Here is a 16,986-nt window from a genome sequence, read left to right as displayed (position 1 = left end):
CTCCTCGGATCGGGGTCAGGCGTTCTGCTGGTCGAGTCTACAGAGCCGGACACACCGGATCACGACCAGGTAACCGTCCGCCCAACCCCCGCGCGCACCCCGCCCCCCGTCCTCCTCGTCCCGGCCCGACCGCTTATTACGAGTGTCTGACGTGCGGCTTCCTGACCTGGCGGTCGGCAGTCCGTGATCATTGGATGGGGCTCATGGCAAACCTCTCCAAGGCGGCCGTGGGCCGTCGCGTCGCCGTGCTGACCGCCGCGCCGCTCCTGTTCGGCCTCGCGACACCCCTCGCGGCGCAGGCGGCCACCACCGGCGTCGAGTCGACGAGCGTCTCACCGTCCACCATCAGCGCCGGCGAGGAGGCGCTCCAGAAGGTCACGTTGACCGAGCCCGCGCCCGCCGGAGGCACCGTCGTCGCGCTACGCGACCTGAACGAGTTCGAGGACCCCAACTACGCCAGGTCGACCGGGCGCAAGGTCACCGTGCCGGAGGGGCAGCGGTCCGTCACCTTCCCGATCCGGGTGCAGTCGGAGGACACGACGACCGTCACGTCCCTGGAGGCGTCCGCCAACGGGACCGCGGCGCGGACCGCGATCACCGTCGAGCCGCCGGACTGGCGCGAGCAGGTGGTGACGGGCTTCTGGGTGAAGCAGCAGTACGGGCAGGCGATCGCCTTGACCGGCACGACGGTGACCGGCACCGTGCAGATCAAGTCCCCCGCGCCCGTGGGCGGGCTCGCCGTCGACATCCGCAACAACCCTGTCTGGAACGACACCGCCTACTCCGCGCCGTACGTCGTCGTGCCCGCCGGCGCCACCGGCGCCACCTTCCCGATCAGCGTCTCGACCGACCAGAACCCGCGGTACGTCCAGATGACGGCGGACCTCGGCAACGACAAGGCGACCTCCAGCCTGATCGGGACCCCCAAGAAGTTCTCCGTGGGCACTGTGAGGGAGATCCGCAACAAGTCCGGCTACTGGCCGAACTACGGCGTGGTGGGGCTCGGCGACATCTGGCACCCCTTCGGCGCCGTGATCAAGCTGACTAGCGACACGCCGGGCGTCACCGTCCCGCCGGAACTGCAGCTGTCGTCCTCCGAACTCGGCCGGACCTTCCCCATCCAGGTGGACCCGTCGACCCCGATCGGAACGAAGGTCAAGATCACCGCCACCTGGGTCCTCGGCCCCGCCCCGGTGACCACCGAGATCACCATCCAGGACTGACGCCGACGACCACCGGAAACCACCCCAGAAGACGGCCGGGCCCTGCACGAAGCACGCGGAACAGAGCCCGGCCAGGCGGGGCGAGGCAGGCACGCTCGACGTGCACGCTTGCCGCTTCGGGCGATTTGAACGGCCATGGGCCAATATGTAAACGCCATGGATCGCGATGCCCGATGCCCGCGAATAGCCTGATCCTCAGGGCGGTGTGAGAGGGATTGCCGTACCGAGGAGAAGAATAAGGATGTGGCACGCCAGGCTAAAAGAGAAGTACAAATTTCGACTAATAAAGAGAATGCGCGAAAAATCCAACTGGGTGCTCTGTGAGGGAGTGAAGGCGAACATCCTGGAATTGGATGCCCAGTTGCCCTCCAAGGCTTCACCTTCGCAAACTTCCGAGAAGTGGCGACTAATCTCGAATGCAAGTTTGGCCTTGACCAATGCGCGTCGCGTAATCAACGCCGACGAGAATCCCTGCGGCCGCACGGCGGCACAGGTGGACGCGGCGCAGATGCACGTCAATTCCGCACGCACCATGTGGCTGCGGACACTTCCTCCTGAGGACATCGCATCCCACCTGCCGGACCTGCTTGCCATCATCAAGCAGCATCTCCCTGCGGACGACACCCGCCGGATCGGCGCCGAGAAGGCCGCATGGGAACTGGAGCAAGCGTGTTCGGTGAACCATGCTGCCGTCAACGGGCCAGCTCACCACCATTGGTGGACGGCGACACGCAACAACAACCATTCCATGCAAATGGTTCCGAAACTGTCGACCGTGCTGGACGCGGTAGATGCCGCTCGCGAGGCCTCCCTCAAGGAGAGGTTGCGCGCCGTGAACTTTGCTCGGATCGTTTGGATGACGGCGCTCGGCCTGTCCTGCCTGGCGATCGCTATCGCCGTGGCCGGGGCCATCTGGAAGTCGGCCGTCCCCCTTTGCTTTACGCCTTTCAACAAGGTCGCTTGCCCTAGCCAAACCGTCAGCCCGCCACCTGCGACGTTCCCCGGCTCAGCGGCCTCGCGAGGGGACTACGCCATCGTCGAGATCGCCGGGATCACGGCGGCCTGTATCGCGGCGGCCTCCGCTCTGAGGAAGGTCCGGGGATCCGCGACCTCCTACGGCATCCCCGTGGCGCTGGCCTGTCTGAAGCTCCCCACCGGGGCGCTCGTGGCCGTGCTGGGGGTCCTCCTCCTGCGCGGGGAGATCGTCCCGGGGCTGAGTGCTCTCGACACATCGGGCCAGATCATCGCGTGGGCGGTGCTGTTCGGCTACTCGCAGGAACTGTTCACCAACTTCGTGGACAAGCAGGGCCGCCAAGTGCTGGAGAGCGTGCACGGGACCGCCGATCCGGAGACACCACGGGAGGCCGCCGTCCCGCAGGCGATGGCAACGACACCCGTATCGACGCCGATGCCGACACCGAGCAGCAACGGTTCCCGGCCGCCCACCGACGCGGACAAACGGTTGTTCACACAATCCACGATGAGGTGATCAACGTGACTGATCAGAGTGTTCAGGCAGCCGTGCAGGCTCCGCCGTGGCCAGGGCGGTTCCTCGCCCTGATGAAGGGTGACGACGTCCGCACCTGGCAGGACAAGATGCGCCAGCGCGGCTGGACGAGCCTTGCGGTCGACGGCATCTACGGCACCCACTCGGAGGAGGTCTGCATAGCCTTCCAGAAGGAGAAGGGGCTGAACGCCGACGGCATCGTCGGACCCCAGACCTGGGAGGCGACCTGGAAGGCGCCGATCACATAGCATCCTTCCGCTCACACAACGGGCGTACCGACCACGGCACGCCCGTTGCCACGAGGACTGATCCCAGGCCCGGCGGGCCCTGATCGAGGTCCATGCGGGGCGCGGATGTGGGCGTGAACCGGGTCCTCTCAGCCGAGGCGCCGGTTCTCCTGGTGGGTGTCGGTTATCTCTTGTTACCGGCTGGAGCGTCCGACACCATGAGTGAGCATGGAAGACGGAACTTTCGCGTCCCCGGGTTGCTGCGGGGTCACCGCCGCCGACGAGGACGTTCTGCAGTGGGACACCCGCAACGACTGCGAGGTCCGGCAGATCCTCGACCGCATCGCCGACAAGTGGTCCCTGCTCGTCATCGCTCTGCTGGACCAGCGGTCCCTGCGCTTCACCGAGTTGCGCCGCCGGATCGACGGCATCAGCCAGCGGATGCTCGCGCGGACGCTCCGGCACCTCGAACGGGACGGGCTCGTCAGCCGCACCGTCCATCCGACCGTCCCGCCGCGCGTCGACTACGCGCTCACGCCGATGGGCGCGACCCTGCACGACACGATCCGGTCGCTCGTGGTGTGGACGGAGCAGCACCAGAGCGCGATCGCCGCAGCTCGGACCGCCTATGACGCCCGGATCGAAGCCGAACGGCAGGCGGCGGAGCAGGAGGCGGCCGAACGGGACGCCGTCGCCCATGACGTCCTCGCCTACCGGCGCTGACCTCACTTCTCCGTGGAGCGGGGACGCTAGAGCTTCGGCGGGCCCTGTTCGATGCGGCGGAGGACGGGGGCGAGGCGTTCGTTGTCCTCGGTGCCGATGAGCCGGCGCTCGTCCCACCAGGTGGCGCCGGCGTCGCGCAGGGGGCCGACCACGTCGCGGGCGTCGGCGGGGCTGGCTCCGCCGACGACGATCTCGAAGGGGCCTTCGCCCTCCCGGTGCCGCCGGACGTAGTCGACCAGGTCGCGGACGTCCTCGACGGCGGGTGCGCGGCCGTGCGAGCCGGGGCCGAACAGCGGGACGGCGCCGTCCCAGCGGGCGGCCCGCCGCATCGGCCGCCGGTTCGGCCAGAAGCCGGCGATCCAGACCGGCGGCCGCGGCCGCTGGGCCGTGGCGGGGAGCAGCGCCACGTCCTCCACTTGGTAGTGGCGCCCGTGGTGGGTGACGGGTTCGCCGGACCAGTAGCGTTCGAGAAGGCCGAGCCCCTCGTCCAGGCGCTCGGCCAACACGGCGGGGTCGGTGGGTTCGCCGAACGCGCCGTACTCGTCGGCGACCGGCCCGCCGAGCCCCGCCGCGAAGACCACCCGTCCGCCGCTGAGGACGTCCAGCGTGGCGACCTGGCGGGCCAGCTGCTGCGGACGCCGCCGCGGGACGGGCGTGACCAGCGTGCCGAGCCTGATCCGGCTGGTCGCCAGCGCCGCCGCGGTCAGCAGCATCCACGGGTCGCCGAAGGACTTGCGATCGCTCCTCACGTGGACGACGTGGTCCCACACGAAGAGCCCGTCCCACCCGGCCTGCTCCGCCGCCTCCGCGGCCCGCGCGACGGTCCGCGGGTCGGCGAAGTCGCCGAAGTTCGGAATGTTGATCGAGTACCGCATCCCCGCATGCTGCGCCGCCCCGGACGGCCGCGGCAAACGATTTAGCCGGGGGCTTCATCCTCGGCCGCGTCGAGGCGGCGCATCCGTCCCAGCTTCGCCCTGGTCAGCGGCGAGCGGGGTCCGTGGACAGCTCGGAGAGGTTCATCGCCATCGCGCGGTGGACGGCGGGGATCCAGTCGAGGGTGCGCAGCAGGGTGTTGCGCATCCCGCGCAGCACCGGGCTGCCCACGGTCGCGACGTGGGTCATCCTGTCGGTGAACGCGACGACCTGCTCGGCGACGGGACGGCGCTCCGCCTCGTACTCGTCGAGCACGGAGTCGGGGGCGCCGTCGCCCAGGACGGCGGCGAGCTTGCCGGCGAGGTTGAGGGCGTCCTGGATGCCGGTGTTCATGCCCTGCCCGCCCGCCGGGCTGTGGACGTGGGCGGAGTCGCCGGCCAGGAAGACGCGGCCCGCGCGGTAGTGCGCCGCCAGCCTGTGGTGGACGCGGAATCGGGAACTCCACACGACGTCCTTGACGCGCGCCGGGTGCTGCTTGGGGCCGCGCGCGTCCAGGAGCGTCTGGACGTCGGCGGCGGTCGGGGCCGGGGGCGCCTCGTCGACGGTCGCGACGATGCGGTGCCGTCCGCCGGGGAGCGGCGCGACGACCGTGACGCCCTCCGCCGAGAAGAACAGCATGACCTCCTCGCTGCCGCCGGCCCAGTCCAGGTGCACGTCGGCGAGGACGAACGACTGCGGGTAGGCGTCGCCCTCGAAGGCGATCCCGGCGTGCTCGCGGACGATGCTGTGCATGCCGTCCGTCCCGACCGCGTAGGCGGCGCGGATCTGCTCGCCGCCGGCCAGGGTCGCGGTGACCCCTTCCCCGTCCTGCTCCAGGCCCGTCACCTCGAACGGCCGGGTGACGAGGCCGCCCTCCTGCTGCAGCCGTGCGAGCAGGATCTCCTCGGTGACGTTCTGGGGGACGAGCAGCGTGTAGGGGAACTCGGTCGGCAGGTCGCCGAACTCGACGGTGAGCAGCACGCGGTCCCGCTCCCGGACGGTGAAGCGCGGCACGATGATCCCGCGCTCGACAAGCTCGTCGGTCACCTTGAGTTCGCGCAGCGCCTCCAGCGTGCGGGCATGGACCACGGCCGCCCGGGAGGTGTTCGCGCCCTCCGCCGCCTTGTCCAGCAGGACGGCGTCCACTCCCTTCTGCCGCAGGGAGGCGGCGAGGGACAGCCCCACGGGCCCCGCGCCGATCACGAGCACGTCGGTGGACTTCGGAACAGCGTTCATGGTCACTCCAGGTGCCAATGGCCGTTTGCCAACAGTTGATGGCCAACTGGTGTTGGACTCTAGACCCGGACCGCCGTGTTTGCCAACGCTTGATGGCATATGTTGGCGGGCATGGCTTTCACCGAGCGTTCAGCGGCGACCCGGACGGCCATCCTCGGCGCGGCCCGGCGCCGGTTCGCCGAGGACGGCTACGAGCGCACGACGATCCGGGCGATCGCGGCGGACGCGGACATCGACCCGTCCATGGTCATCCGGTACTTCGGCAGCAAGGCCGAGCTCTACGCCGCCGCCTCGGCCATCGACCTCGCCGTACCCGACCTCAGCGGCGCCGACGACGTGGCGGCCGCCTACATCCAGGCCTTCCTGGCCCGATGGGAGGCCGGCGAGAACACCGCCGAGGCCGTCCTGCTGCGCACCGCCCCCACCCACCCCGATGCCGCGGCCCGCGTCCAGGCGATCTTCGACAAGGAGATCGTCCCCGCTCTGGAGAAGGTCCTGCCGGACGACCCCGCCGTCCGCGAGCGCGCCGCCCTGCTGCTGAGCCAGACCCTCGGCATGGCCTACGGCCGCTACCTGCTGGGCATCGAACCCCTGGCGTCGATGGACGTCCGCGAGATCGCCGCGATGGCCGCGCAGGCCGCCAAGGTCCCTCTCCACGCTCCGCGCAACTCGTCCTGAGGCGCCCCCGCGCCGCTGTTCAGAACTCGCCGCCCTGATCGTGCTCGTCTTCAGCGTCTGGACGGGCGGCCCCTCGGGCGCGCGTCGTCTTCCGGTGGTCTCGATCAAGGTGTAGGCGGAGCGGCCCTGCCGGACATCTCTGGGCGACACCGACCCGAGAGAAGGGAGCCGGCGTGCCGGATCCAGACGGGGAGTTCACCCGGTTGTGGGACGCGCACTACGACGACGTGCTCAGGTACGCGGCGCGTCGGATCGACCCCGACACGGCCCGGGACGTCGCCGCGGAGACGTTCCTGGTCGCCTGGCGGCGGCGCGGCGACATCCCGCCCGACCGCCCGTTCCCATGGCTGCTGAACGTCGCCCGCAACGTCCTCGCCAACGAGATGCGCGGCCACCGCAGGCGCACGCGGCTGTGGAGCCGGCTGCGCGGCGACCGCCCGCACGCCCCCGCCCCGGCCGCCGACGTGGCGTCCGGTCTGGCCGAAGGCGGGCGCATAGCCGCCGCGCTCGGGCGCCTGTCCGCCCGCGACCGCGAGGTCCTCCAGCTCGTCGGCTGGGACGGCCTCGACGCGCGGGCCGCGGCGACCGCGGCGGGCTGCTCGGTCAAGACGTTCTCCGTGCGCCTGCACCGCGCCCGGCGCCGCCTGACCGCCGCCCTCGCCGAGATCGACGCCGCCGACCGTCCCGCACCCGCCGCCCCGCTGCAGAGGAGCCACCAGGCATGAACGACCTCGACGAAGTCCGCCGCATCATGGCCCCGGCCGACCCGTGCCCGCCGGGCGCCTTCGACGGCGCCGCCCACGACCCGGCCGGACGCGCCGCCTACGAGCGGATCACGGCGTCGGAGGCCCGCCGCTCCGGCCCGTCCCGCCGGACGACGTTCCGCCTCGTCGCCGCGGGCGGCGTCGCCGGGGCGCTCATCGCCGGCGCCGCCGTCGCCACGGGCGGCAGCGGCGAGCAGCCGGCACCCGTGGCGGCGACGGAGACGCAGCGGGTGCTGAACGTCGCCGCGACGTTCGCGCTGAAGCAGCCGTTCACCGCGCCGCGTCCCGGCCAGTGGGTCTACACCGAGACCCGTTACCGGCGCAGCGGCGCACCCGGCCGCGGCCAGGTCGTCAGGCCGGGGTCGCCGCTGAAGACGCAGGTCGACCGGAACTGGGTCCGGGCGGACGGCAGGCGCATGGCGTTGTACGACCACGGCAAGCTCGTCACCTCCGCCACTGGCGGGGGGATGCCGCCGATCGACTACGCCACCGTCGCCAAGCTGCCCATCGACCCGGACGGCATGCTGGCCTGGGCCCGCGCCCAGGAGACCCCGAACGAACCGAACGGGGGCGCGTTCCAGCTGCTCGGGTCGCTGCTGCTGAACAACGGCGCGCTGCCGCCGGCGCAGACGGCCGCCGCCTACCGCGCGATGGCGAAGATCCCCGGCGTCACCGTGGACCGGGCCGCCAAGGACGGGGCGGGACACAAGGCGATCTCGGTTTCGTTCCTCATCGAGGGCTGGGCGAAGGACGAGATCCTCTTGCACCCGTCCACCTACGCCTACCAGGGCCACCGCACCACCGTCGCCAAGGATCACACCATGCCGGACGGGGGGCGCTTCCTGACGGGCGCCGTCGAGAGCTACTCCGTCCGCCTGGCGGCGGGCGTCGTGGACCGTCCAGGCCAGCGTCCCTGACGTTCCATCGTTGCGCCGAGGGTCGTCCGGTCAACCCGACCGGGCGGCCCTCGGCACGTCCCGGCTCGCTGAGGCGCTGGTGACGCAAGGGTTGCTCCGCCGTAAGCGGTATGAGGCGTTCCCGGCCACCGTCAAGATCTTCTCGACGGACCACCCTTGGGTGGGGCCAAGCGTCTATGTAAAGGCAGGCGTCTGCGGGGTGCCGTGGTTCATCCCGGCCATCGGGGATCCGCTGCGTCCAGGCCATGACCCGGCGGGGGCGGGTGCGGCGATGATCGAGCTGATGGGAGAGCTGATGAGCGGGTTCGACGAGTTGCCGAGGGTTCGCCGGGGACCGGTGCCGTCCCTGTACGCGGCGCTGCGGCGGAGGGCCCCGCAGGTCGCGGCGGCGCGGCCGGACGACGAGGCGTTACTGCACGTCTCCTACCGCGGGCAGGAGGCGCAGGTCGCCTGGGACGACGACCTCGAACAGTACGCGTGGCGCCGCGGGGGGAGCGGGCAGATCGGCTCGGATGCCGAGAAGGCGGCCGAGCTGATCGCGTGGGCGCTGGGCGCGCGGACCGGCCCCGCCACGTCCGGCTAGGCCGGCGCACGGCCGGTCGGGCCAGGCGGAGGCGCGGTCAGGTAGGCGGCGGACGGTCGGATCAGGCGGGGGCGGCTTCCGTGGCCACTTCCGTGGCGACGCTCAGGCGGGCGTTGGCGACGAAGGCGTGCAGAGCGCGGAGCGCGGCGCCGGCGTGGTTGCCCCAGTGGTTGAAGTAGGAGTACTGCCACCACCAGAGGGCTTCCAGCGGACGGTCCTGGTTGTAGTGGCGGAGGCCGTGGACGAGGTCGCTGGCCACGTCGACCAGGTCGTCCGACAGGCGGTAGGGGGTCGGCTCGGTGTCCTTGTAGGGATCGAAGACCTCGATGTAGTCGTCCATGGACTGGAGGCGCTCGGCCAGGCCCTGCCGGATCGAGTCGAGGTCGGGGTCGTCGCCCACCTCGGGCTCCCAGTTGTCCGGGAGGATCACGTCGGCGCTGGCGCCGAGCTGCGCGCCGGCCAGGATGACCTGCGACACCTCCAGCAGGAGCAGCGGGATGGTGTGCACCCCTCCGTCACCGCGGGCGACCGCCTCCAGGCCGTTCAGGTAGTTGTCGACGTGGCACGCCACGCGCTCGGCGAGGGCGTTCCAGTCCTGCGGGCTGTTGGTGTCAGACATCGAGCAGCCTCCGTCCTTCGAATGCGCGGCCCAGCGTGACCTCGTCGGCGTACTCGAGGTCGCCACCCACCGGCAGGCCGCTGGCCAGTCGGGTGACCGTGATGCCCATGGGCTTGACCAGCCGGGCGAGATACGTCGCGGTCGCCTCGCCTTCCAGGTTGGGGTCGGTGGCGAGGATGAGCTCGGTCACCGTCCCGTCCGCGAGCCGCTGCATCAGCTCGCGGATGCGCAGGTCGTCCGGCCCGACGCCCTCGATCGGGCTGATCGCGCCGCCGAGCACGTGGTAGCGGCCCCGGAACTCGCGGGTCTTCTCGATCGCGACGACGTCCTTCGACTCCTCCACCACGCAGATGATGTGGGGGTCGCGGCGCGCGTCACGGCAGATCCGGCACTCCTCTTCCTCCGCGACGTTCCCGCACGTCTTGCAGAAGCGGACCTTGTCCTTGACCTCCTTGAGCGCCTTGCCGAGGCGCTCGACGTCGGCCGGATCGGCGGCGAGGAGGTGGAAGGCGATCCGCTGCGCGCTCTTGGGGCCGACGCCGGGCAGCCTGCCCAGCTCGTCGATGAGGTTCTGAACCACCCCTTCGTACAACGGGCCCCTCCTTTACTGGTCGTGTGCCGCTCGCGTTCCGGTTCAGGCGCCGCCGAGGCCGGGGAAGCCGCCGGGGATGCCCCCGCCGCCGCCGAGGCCCTGGGCGAGCGGGCCCATCTTCTCCTGCTGGAGCTCCTGCGCCTCGCGGGCGGCGTCGCGGATCGCGGCCAGCACCAGGTCGGCCACAGTCTCCGCCGTGTCGGCCGGGTCGTCGGTGTCGATCGCCTTCGGGTCGATCGACAGGCCCGTGACCTCGCCCTGCCCGTTGACCTTCGCGGTGACGAGCCCGCCGCCGGCGGTCCCCGTCACCTCGGTCTCCGCGAGCTCGCGCTGGGCGTTGAAGAGCTGCTCCTGCATGGCCTGTGCCTGCTGGAGGAGTTCCTGCATGTTCAGCTGACCACCGGGTTCCACGGTGCACTCCCCATTCCGGCCCCCGAGGGCCTGCTCTCTGGCGCTCCGCCAGCCACCGGACGTCCGTCCCACGAGACTACGGGTTCCCAGGCCGTTTCGGTAAGCGAGGACCTCGGCACGCCATTTCGGAAGCACGTCCGGGATGCGGCCCCCTCCGGCGGGCTACGGGGCGGAGTTGTCGATCTCGCGGATGATCTGGCCGCCGAGCTCCCGCTGGATGAGCGCCATCCCGCTCATCTCGGCCTCGGTGCCGTCGGCGTCGGCGTCGCCTTCCGGGTCGACCTCGTCGCTCTCGTCCACGGGAGAGGGCTCGGGCGGCGGCGGAGGCTCGTCCGGCGGCGGGGGCGGGGGCTCCGGCGCCCGGTCGGCCCTCGGCGCGGACGGCTGAGCAGACGGCTGGAAGGGCGGCCGCGGCTGTGGTGCCGGGTTCGGTGTGGCCGCCCCACCGAACCCTGCGCTAGGGCCCGGCCGTCCTCCTGGGGGGGACCCGCCGGGCGCCCCGCCGACGACGGTCTCTATCCGCCAGTCGACGCCCATCCGCTCCTTGAAGACCTCGCGCAGGACGGCGTCGCGGCCGCCGTTGACGAAGCCGAGGCGCCGCCCCTCCGCGTCGAAGCCGAGCGTGAGGACCTTGCCGTCCAGGGACACCGGCTGGACCCCGGACATGATGACCATCCAGGTGGCGCGGCTCTTCTGCTTGACGGCCTCGACGACGTCGGGCCAGAGGCGCTGGATGGTGGAGAAGTCCGTTCCTCCGGCCCCTCCGCTGGGCGCGGGTGGTGGGCTGGAGGGCGCGGACGGTGCGCTGGGCGCGGGTCGCGCGGCGGCCGCAGGGCGTGCGGTGGCCGGCGAACCTGTGGTCGGTGCACCCGTGGCTGGTCCGCCTGGGGCCGGTCCGCCCGTGGTGGGGGCGGCCGTGGTGGGGGCGGATCCGTGGTTATCCACAGAACCGGGTTCTGCGGGTGCCGTACCGGGGCTGGGGTTGACACTGGAAGTGGGGTCGGCCCCCCGGGCGGGAGGGGACTGGGTTCCGTGCGTTGCGGAACCGCCATTCTGGGACGGTGTCGCCCCCGCCTGGCCGGGCGTCCCCTGCGCCGCGCCGCCTTGTCCATGGGCCCCTGGCGCCGCACCGGCCGAGCCGGACGTCCCTTCGGCAGCCCCACCGTGCCCGGACGCTCCCTGTGCCCCGCCGGTCTGCCCCGGAGCCGCCCCGGGAGCCGGTGCCGCGGACGCGAAGGCCTGCGCAAGAGGATCACCGCCCTGGCCGCCGAACCCGCCCTGGCCAGCACCGCCACCGAAACCGCCCTGGGAGGCCTGACGCTCCAGACGGTCGAGCCGGGCGAACATGGACGCCTCGTCCTCGTACGCGGCCGGCAGCAGGATCCGCGCGCAGATCAGTTCCAGCAGCAGCCGCGGGGACGTGGCACCGCGCATCTCGGTGAGGCCGGTGTGCAGCAGGTCGGCCGCGCGGGTCAGCTCTCCCGGCCCCATCGAGGAGGCCTGGCGCCGCATCTGCTCCAGCTCGTCAGGCGGGACGTTCAGCAGCCCCGTCCCCCCGGCCTCCGGCACGTTCGACAGGATCACTAGGTCGCGGACGCGTTCCAGCAGGTCGGCCGTGAAGCGGCGCGGGTCCTGGCCGCTCTCGATCACGCGGTCGATCGCGGCGAACACGGCGGCGCCGTCCCGGGCCGCGAAGGCCGCGATGACCTCGTCCAGCAGCGCGGAGTCGGTGTAGCCGAGCAGCGACACGGCCCGCGCGTACGTGATGCCCTTCTCGTCCGATCCGGCGAGGAGCTGGTCCAGGATCGACAGCGTGTCGCGGGCGGAACCCGCCCCGGCCCGCACGGCCAGCGGCAGCGCGGACGCCTCGTACGGGACGTCCTCGCTCTGCAGGATCTCCTCGACGAGGTCTTGCAGGACGCCCGGAGGGATCAGCCGGAAGGGGTAGTGGTGGGTCCGGGACCGGATCGTCCCGATGACCTTCTCGGGCTCGGTCGTCGCGAACACGAACTTCAGGTGCGGCGGCGGCTCCTCGACGAGCTTCAGCAGCGCGTTGAAGCCCTCGCGGGTGACCATGTGCGCCTCGTCGATGATGTACACCTTGAAGCGCGCCGACACCGGGGCGAAGAAGGCCCGTTCCCGCAGGTCGCGGGCGTCGTCCACACCACCGTGGGACGCGGCGTCGATCTCGATCACATCGATGTGCCCGTTGCCGGACGGCCCGAGCGCGACGCACGAGTCGCACTTGCCGCACGGGTCGGGGGTCGGCCCCTCCTCGCAGTTCAGCGAGCGGGCGAGGATCCGGGCGCTGGACGTCTTGCCGCAGCCGCGCGGCCCGCTGAACAGGTACGCGTGGTTGATCCGGCCGTTGCGCAGCGCCTGCTGGAGGGGCTCGGCGACGTGTTCCTGCCCCTTCAGCTCGGCGAACGTCGCTGGCCGGTACTTGCGGTACAGAGCCAGACTCATCGGGGGTCCGCCCTCCCTCGAGAAGCAGAGCGTCAGAAAGCGCCGTGTCGCCGTGGACCGGTCATCGCGGACCGGTCGCCGTCAAACCAAGGGACCCCCCGCACACCCGCCAGAGCCTGCTTATCCTTGCTGCCTTCCGGCCCTGGGGAGGTTCACAGGGTGACGCCGTGCGAGGGGTCTGCCCAAAGTCTATGGCATCCCCGGCCCAGGATCGCCACGCTTTCCGGCGTAGTCTCCGCCCCATGCCCGCCTCTCCCCAGGACACGCTCCTGCACATCGCCGAACGAACCCGCTGGGAATCCGCCCGGACCACGGGCGTGGCGTACGCCATGTCCACCCTGGGCCGGACGCTGGACGAGGAGGGCTTCATCCACTGCTCGTCCGACATCGCCCAAGTGGAGGGCGTCCTCGGCCGCTTCTACGGCGACGTCCCCCGCGAAGACCTGGTCCTGCTGGTCATCGACGTGTCCCGCCTGGACGCGCCCGTCCGCTACGAGCCGGCCGGAGACGAGCTGTTCCCCCACGTCTACGGACCGATCCCCGTCGACGCGGTAATTGAGGTCAGGTCACTGCCCGAGAACCGGTAGGCTACCCCGTGGAGGATTCGCCTAGTGGCCTAGGGCGCACGCTTGGAAAGCGTGTTGCGTGCAAGCGCTCGCGAGTTCGAATCTCGCATCCTCCGCCACACCGAGGCCGGTGCCCGACGCGGGCACCGGCCTTTCGCGTGCCGGGGCGCGTTCACTGGCCCAGCGGGGAGATCGGGCGTTCGAAGAAGGTCTCCAGGACGACGGTCGCCTTCGTCCCGCTGACGCCCTGGATCTCGTACAGCCGCCGCAGCACGTCCTGGAGCCGCCCGGTCGTCGACGTCCGCACCTTGACCAGGACGGACGCGCTGCCCGCGACGACGTGGGCCTCCTGAACCTCCGGTATGGCGGCGAACTCCGCCGCGCGGTCGCCCATCCACACCGACGAGTCGATCAGGGCGAAGGCCAGCACGCCCTGCCCGAGCGCGGCCGGCTCCACGTCCACGCTCGTCCGCCGGATGACGCCCCGCTCGCGCATCTTCCGTACCCGTTCGTGGACGGCCCCGGCCGACAGGCCGACCGCCGTACCGAGTGCCGCGTAGGACCGGGTGGCGTCCTCCTGGAGGAGCTCCAGCAGGCGACGATCGATGTCATCCACGTTCTTCACAAGATGACTGTATCGCGTACGATCATCCCGAAGTTGTTCTGAACGACATTCAGTCATGGCGGATCAAGGGAGAACCATGCCCAAGGAAGCGGTCAACGGGATATACGAGGTTCTGGACGAGCGCTTCCGTACTGGACGGTGCTGCCACGGCGACCAGCACCTCGAAAACCTTCACTCCGGCTCCCGCTGGGCCGAGGGCCCGCTGTACCTCCCCGCCTGGCGGCAGCTGGTCTGGAGCGACATCCCCAACGACCGCATGCTGCGCTGGGACGAGGCGACCGGCGCCGTCTCCCTCTTCCGCGCGCCGGCCGGGCACAGCAACGGCAACACCCTCGACGCGCAGGGCCGGCTGATCACCTGCGAGCAGGGGAACCGGCGGGTGACCAGGACCGAGCCGGACGGCACCGTCACCGTCATCGCCGACCGCTACCGGGGCAGGCGCCTCAACAGTCCGAACGACGCGGTCGTCCGCTCGGACGGGTCGGTCTGGTTCTCCGACCCCGACTTCGGCATCACCAGCGACTACGAGGGCCACCGCGCCGAGAGCGAGATCGGGTCCTGCGACGTCTACCGCGCCGATCCGGTGACCGGCGAGGTCCGCCGCGTCGCGGACGGCTTCGGCGGACCGAACGGCCTCGTGTTCTCCCCGGACGAGCGCCGCCTCTTCGTGTCCGACACCCGCGCCGCCCACATCCGCGTCTTCGACGTCCGCGACGACGGCACGCTCTCGGACGGCGAGGTCTTCACCGCGGCCCGCGACGGCGTCGGCCGCTTCGACAACATCCGGTTCGACCGGGACGGACGGCTGTGGGCGGCGGCCCTGGAGGGCGGCGTGCACTGCTACGCCCCCGACGCCACCCTCATCGGGCGCATCCGCGTCCCCGAGCCCGTCTCCAACATCACCTTCGGCGGCCCCAAGAACAACCGCCTGTTCATCACCGCGACGACGGGCCTGTACTCAACGGTGACCTCGGTGACCGGCCTACCCCGAGTCCCCCAAGCAATCAAGAACTGACGCGGTCGCGCATCACCGAACGGAAGACTCCCATTAGCGATACTATCGCTGTTGATACTATCGCTGGCGGGAGTATTGATGCGTCGCTTCATTGGTCGGAGCCGTGAGCTGGCCGTGCTCGCCCGTGCGCTCGAACAGGTACGGGCGGCCAGCGGCTCGGTGAAACCCGGCCGCTGCATCCTCATGCGCGGACGGCGACGGGTCGGCAAGTCCAGCCTTGTCGAGGAGTTCGTGCGCCGCGCCGGTGTGCCGTCGCTCTTCTTCACCGCGGCCGGGGGCCCCGCGGAGGACGAGCTGGCAGAACTGCACGACGCCGTCGCGAACTCCACCCTCGCGGACCGGGCCTTGTTCACCGAAGAGGCGCCGGCGCAGTGGAACGCGGCGTTCAGGCTTCTCGCGGAGATCCTCCCCGACGACGTGCCGAGCGTCGTCGTCCTCGACGAGGTCCCATACCTGATGAACCGCGTCGACGCCTTCGAGGGGATGCTCCAGCGGGCATGGGACCGCCTGCTCTCGCACAAGCCGGTCCTCCTGCTGCTCATCGGGTCGGACATCTCGATGATGGAGGCGCTGAACGAGTACGACCGGCCCTTCCACCAGCGCGGGACCGAGATGGTGGTCGGCCCGCTGAACCCGGCCGACATCGCCGAGATGCTCGACCTGGAACCGGCGACGGCGTTCGACGCCGCCCTGGTCACGGGCGGGCTGCCGCTCATCTGCGCCGATTGGCGGCCCGGCGCGTCCCTGTGGGAGTTCCTCCGCGAGTCGCTCGACGACCCGATCTCCGCGCTGCTGGTCTCCGCCGAACGCTCGCTGGCCGCGGAGTTCCCGCCGCAGGCGATGAGCCGGGAGGTCCTGCGGGCCATTGGCGCGGGCGAGCGGACCTTCACCAACATCGCCCGCGCCGCCGGGGGCATCTCGCACACCACCCTCACCCGCGCCACGGACGTCCTGACCCGCAAGCGGGTGGTGGCGGCCGAACTGCCGATCTCGACGCGCCCCTCCAAGGAGCGGCGTTACCGGGTCGCTGATCCCTACTTGCGGTTCTGGCTGACGTTCCTCGACCCGCACATGGCCGAGATCGAACGCATGCGCGGCGACCTGACACTCGGCCGCATCAGGCAGGGCTGGACGAGCTGGCGGGGCAGGGCGATCGAACCGCTGGTCCGCGAGTCGCTGGCGCGCCTCCTCCCGGACGGTGACCTCCCCGCGGCCCCCGCCATCGGCGGCTACTGGACGCGGGGCAACGAGGTGGAGATCGATCTCGTCGGTGCGGACCGGGAGCCCGTCGCCCGGCACCTGCTCTTCCTCGGCTCGATCAAGTGGGTGGAGAACTCGTCGTTCGACTCCCACGACCTCGCCGCGCTCCAGCGGCACAGAGCGGCGATCACCGACGAGCCCGTGCCACTGGTCGCGGTGACACGGAACGGCGTCGCGTGTGATGGGCTTCGGGCTGGTTACAACGCGGAGGACCTTTTGAGCGCTTGGGCGGGGACATGACGGTCGATCATGAGTTGATCCGGGCCGCTGAGCGGGTCGCGGCCGGGTGCAGTCGGGGGGACGAGCACACGGTGGCCGCGGCCGCCCGTGCCCGCGACGGGCGGATCGTCACCGCGATGAACGTCCACCACTTCACCGGCGGGCCGTGCGCGGAGCTGGCCGTGATCGGCGCCGCGGCCGCCCAGGGGGCCCACCGGCTCGACATGATCGTGGCGGTCGGGGACGGCGGCCGCGGGGTGATGTCGCCTTGCGGGCGGTGTCGGCAGGTCCTTCTGGACTACTTCCCGTCCATCCTCGTCATCGTCGACATGGGCGGTGTTCTGCGCGCCGAGCCCGTGGCCGAACTGCTGCCCGCCGCCTACATATGGTCCGACCATCAGGCCTGATCCATGACGTTCCAGCGGACCGGTATTTAGTCACGG

Annotated in this window: 19 protein-coding genes, 1 tRNA gene and 1 other RNA gene; 13 read left to right on the top strand and 8 right to left on the bottom strand. The window is 70.9% G+C overall.

The features are described 5' to 3' along the window. Positions 1 to 203 precede the first annotated feature (203 nt). The 4 genes from K4S16_RS32500 to K4S16_RS32485 all read left to right on the top strand — a co-directional run bounded on the left by K4S16_RS32500 (position 204) and on the right by K4S16_RS32485 (position 3,680). Positions 204 to 1,223, top strand: a complete 1,020-nt coding sequence (locus tag K4S16_RS32500) for a hypothetical protein (protein ID WP_149262886.1) — start codon at positions 204 to 206, stop codon at positions 1,221 to 1,223. 241 nt (positions 1,224 to 1,464) lie between these two features. Continuing rightward, positions 1,465 to 2,712 (top strand): hypothetical protein, encoded by a 1,248-nt coding sequence (locus tag K4S16_RS32495; protein ID WP_149262885.1) that lies wholly within the window; start codon positions 1,465 to 1,467, stop codon positions 2,710 to 2,712. A 5-nt stretch (positions 2,713 to 2,717) separates the two neighbouring features. Further along, positions 2,718 to 2,978, top strand: a complete 261-nt coding sequence (locus K4S16_RS32490) for a peptidoglycan-binding protein (protein ID WP_200842248.1) — start codon at positions 2,718 to 2,720, stop codon at positions 2,976 to 2,978. Between the two features lie 207 nt (positions 2,979 to 3,185). Then, positions 3,186 to 3,680, top strand: coding sequence for a helix-turn-helix domain-containing protein (locus K4S16_RS32485; protein WP_149262884.1), 495 nt, complete (start codon positions 3,186 to 3,188; stop codon positions 3,678 to 3,680). A gap of 26 nt (positions 3,681 to 3,706) precedes the next feature. Here K4S16_RS32485 and K4S16_RS32480 read toward each other — a convergent pair whose 3' ends face one another. Beyond that, complete coding sequence (locus tag K4S16_RS32480; RefSeq protein ID WP_149262883.1) at positions 3,707 to 4,555, bottom strand: LLM class flavin-dependent oxidoreductase; 849 nt, start codon at positions 4,553 to 4,555, stop codon at positions 3,707 to 3,709. Between the two features lie 103 nt (positions 4,556 to 4,658). After that, a complete protein-coding gene (locus tag K4S16_RS32475; protein ID WP_149262882.1) occupies positions 4,659 to 5,828 on the bottom strand; it encodes an FAD-dependent oxidoreductase in 1,170 nt (389 codons plus the stop codon). 111 nt (positions 5,829 to 5,939) lie between these two features. On the opposite strand from K4S16_RS32475, the gene K4S16_RS32470 reads away from it, so the two are divergent. The 4 genes from K4S16_RS32470 (at position 5,940) to K4S16_RS32455 (ending at position 8,770) form a co-directional block, all read left to right on the top strand. Further along, positions 5,940 to 6,506 carry a TetR family transcriptional regulator gene (locus K4S16_RS32470; protein ID WP_200842247.1) on the top strand — a complete coding sequence of 189 codons (567 nt, stop codon included), beginning with the start codon at positions 5,940 to 5,942 and terminating at the stop codon, positions 6,504 to 6,506. Positions 6,507 to 6,679: 173 nt separating this feature from the next. Continuing rightward, positions 6,680 to 7,231, top strand: coding sequence for an RNA polymerase sigma factor (locus K4S16_RS32465; protein ID WP_149262880.1), 552 nt, complete (start codon positions 6,680 to 6,682; stop codon positions 7,229 to 7,231). Beyond that, on the top strand, positions 7,228 to 8,187 hold the full coding sequence (locus K4S16_RS32460) for a CU044_5270 family protein (RefSeq protein ID WP_149262879.1): 960 nt from the start codon (positions 7,228 to 7,230) through the stop codon (positions 8,185 to 8,187). The genes K4S16_RS32465 and K4S16_RS32460 overlap by 4 nt, the downstream gene beginning before the upstream one ends. 271 nt (positions 8,188 to 8,458) lie before the next feature. Continuing rightward, entirely contained in the window at positions 8,459 to 8,770 is a 312-nt protein-coding gene (locus K4S16_RS32455; protein WP_149262878.1) for a hypothetical protein, read from the top strand. A 61-nt stretch (positions 8,771 to 8,831) separates the two neighbouring features. Here the strand turns inward: K4S16_RS32455 and K4S16_RS32450 are convergent, their stop codons facing one another. The 5 genes from K4S16_RS32450 to ffs all read right to left on the bottom strand — a co-directional run bounded on the left by K4S16_RS32450 (position 8,832) and on the right by ffs (position 13,040). After that, positions 8,832 to 9,389, bottom strand: coding sequence for a DUF5063 domain-containing protein (locus K4S16_RS32450; protein ID WP_149262877.1), 558 nt, complete (start codon positions 9,387 to 9,389; stop codon positions 8,832 to 8,834). Beyond that, complete coding sequence (recR, locus tag K4S16_RS32445) at positions 9,382 to 9,981, bottom strand: recombination mediator RecR (RefSeq protein WP_141579784.1); 600 nt, start codon at positions 9,979 to 9,981, stop codon at positions 9,382 to 9,384. Before recR ends, K4S16_RS32450 begins: the two co-directional genes overlap by 8 nt. Positions 9,982 to 10,023: 42 nt before the next feature. Then, positions 10,024 to 10,392, bottom strand: a complete 369-nt coding sequence (locus tag K4S16_RS32440) for a YbaB/EbfC family nucleoid-associated protein (protein ID WP_149262876.1) — start codon at positions 10,390 to 10,392, stop codon at positions 10,024 to 10,026. A 162-nt stretch (positions 10,393 to 10,554) separates the two neighbouring features. Beyond that, entirely contained in the window at positions 10,555 to 12,858 is a 2,304-nt protein-coding gene (locus K4S16_RS32435) for a DNA polymerase III subunit gamma and tau (protein WP_149262875.1), read from the bottom strand. Positions 12,859 to 12,944: 86 nt separating this feature from the next. Continuing rightward, positions 12,945 to 13,040: signal recognition particle sRNA small type (gene ffs / locus K4S16_RS32430), an RNA gene on the bottom strand. 60 nt (positions 13,041 to 13,100) lie between these two features. Between ffs and K4S16_RS32425 the strand changes: the two genes are divergently transcribed. Further along, a complete protein-coding gene (locus tag K4S16_RS32425) occupies positions 13,101 to 13,445 on the top strand; it encodes a DUF952 domain-containing protein (RefSeq protein WP_149262874.1) in 345 nt (114 codons plus the stop codon). 10 nt (positions 13,446 to 13,455) lie between these two features. Further along, positions 13,456 to 13,543 (top strand) — tRNA-Ser (locus K4S16_RS32420). Between the two features lie 53 nt (positions 13,544 to 13,596). On the opposite strand, the gene K4S16_RS32415 is transcribed toward K4S16_RS32420, so the two are convergent. Beyond that, entirely contained in the window at positions 13,597 to 14,049 is a 453-nt protein-coding gene (locus tag K4S16_RS32415; protein WP_235037206.1) for an Lrp/AsnC family transcriptional regulator, read from the bottom strand. 76 nt (positions 14,050 to 14,125) lie between these two features. On the opposite strand from K4S16_RS32415, the gene K4S16_RS32410 reads away from it, so the two are divergent. From K4S16_RS32410 to K4S16_RS32400, 3 genes are all read left to right on the top strand, one after another. After that, positions 14,126 to 15,064 carry an SMP-30/gluconolactonase/LRE family protein gene (locus K4S16_RS32410; RefSeq protein WP_149262873.1) on the top strand — a complete coding sequence of 313 codons (939 nt, stop codon included), beginning with the start codon at positions 14,126 to 14,128 and terminating at the stop codon, positions 15,062 to 15,064. A 78-nt stretch (positions 15,065 to 15,142) separates the two neighbouring features. Continuing rightward, positions 15,143 to 16,564 (top strand): ATP-binding protein, encoded by a 1,422-nt coding sequence (locus K4S16_RS32405; RefSeq protein ID WP_149262872.1) that lies wholly within the window; start codon positions 15,143 to 15,145, stop codon positions 16,562 to 16,564. Continuing rightward, a complete protein-coding gene (locus K4S16_RS32400) occupies positions 16,561 to 16,950 on the top strand; it encodes a cytidine deaminase (protein ID WP_149262871.1) in 390 nt (129 codons plus the stop codon). Before K4S16_RS32405 ends, K4S16_RS32400 begins: the two co-directional genes overlap by 4 nt. The last annotated feature ends 36 nt before the right edge of the window (positions 16,951 to 16,986 follow it).

Origin of the sequence: Actinomadura sp. K4S16, from assembly GCF_008327685.1 — a bacterium.
In the GTDB taxonomy this organism is placed as follows: Bacteria; Actinomycetota; Actinomycetes; order Streptosporangiales; family Streptosporangiaceae; genus Spirillospora.
Note: the sequence above shows the minus strand (reverse complement) of the source record. Positions and strands in the feature narration are given on the sequence as shown.

What these genes read in the sequence shown, in the direction of transcription:
- K4S16_RS32500 (WP_149262886.1), top strand. Translation starts at nt 204, where the DNA reads ATGGCAAACCTCTCCAAGGCGGCCGTGGGCCGTCGCGTCGCCGTGCTG.
- K4S16_RS32495 (WP_149262885.1), top strand. Translation starts at nt 1,465, where the DNA reads ATGTGGCACGCCAGGCTAAAAGAGAAGTACAAATTTCGACTAATAAAG.
- K4S16_RS32485 (WP_149262884.1), top strand. Translation starts at nt 3,186, where the DNA reads ATGGAAGACGGAACTTTCGCGTCCCCGGGTTGCTGCGGGGTCACCGCC.
- K4S16_RS32480 (WP_149262883.1), bottom strand. Translation starts at nt 4,555, where the DNA reads ATGCGGTACTCGATCAACATTCCGAACTTCGGCGACTTCGCCGACCCG.
- K4S16_RS32475 (WP_149262882.1), bottom strand. Translation starts at nt 5,828, where the DNA reads ATGAACGCTGTTCCGAAGTCCACCGACGTGCTCGTGATCGGCGCGGGG.
- K4S16_RS32470 (WP_200842247.1), top strand. Translation starts at nt 5,940, where the DNA reads ATGGCTTTCACCGAGCGTTCAGCGGCGACCCGGACGGCCATCCTCGGC.
- K4S16_RS32460 (WP_149262879.1), top strand. Translation starts at nt 7,228, where the DNA reads ATGAACGACCTCGACGAAGTCCGCCGCATCATGGCCCCGGCCGACCCG.
- K4S16_RS32455 (WP_149262878.1), top strand. Translation starts at nt 8,459, where the DNA reads ATGATCGAGCTGATGGGAGAGCTGATGAGCGGGTTCGACGAGTTGCCG.
- K4S16_RS32450 (WP_149262877.1), bottom strand. Translation starts at nt 9,389, where the DNA reads ATGTCTGACACCAACAGCCCGCAGGACTGGAACGCCCTCGCCGAGCGC.
- K4S16_RS32435 (WP_149262875.1), bottom strand. Translation starts at nt 12,858, where the DNA reads ATGAGTCTGGCTCTGTACCGCAAGTACCGGCCAGCGACGTTCGCCGAG.
- K4S16_RS32425 (WP_149262874.1), top strand. Translation starts at nt 13,101, where the DNA reads ATGCCCGCCTCTCCCCAGGACACGCTCCTGCACATCGCCGAACGAACC.
- K4S16_RS32410 (WP_149262873.1), top strand. Translation starts at nt 14,126, where the DNA reads ATGCCCAAGGAAGCGGTCAACGGGATATACGAGGTTCTGGACGAGCGC.
- K4S16_RS32405 (WP_149262872.1), top strand. Translation starts at nt 15,143, where the DNA reads ATGCGTCGCTTCATTGGTCGGAGCCGTGAGCTGGCCGTGCTCGCCCGT.
- K4S16_RS32400 (WP_149262871.1), top strand. Translation starts at nt 16,561, where the DNA reads ATGACGGTCGATCATGAGTTGATCCGGGCCGCTGAGCGGGTCGCGGCC.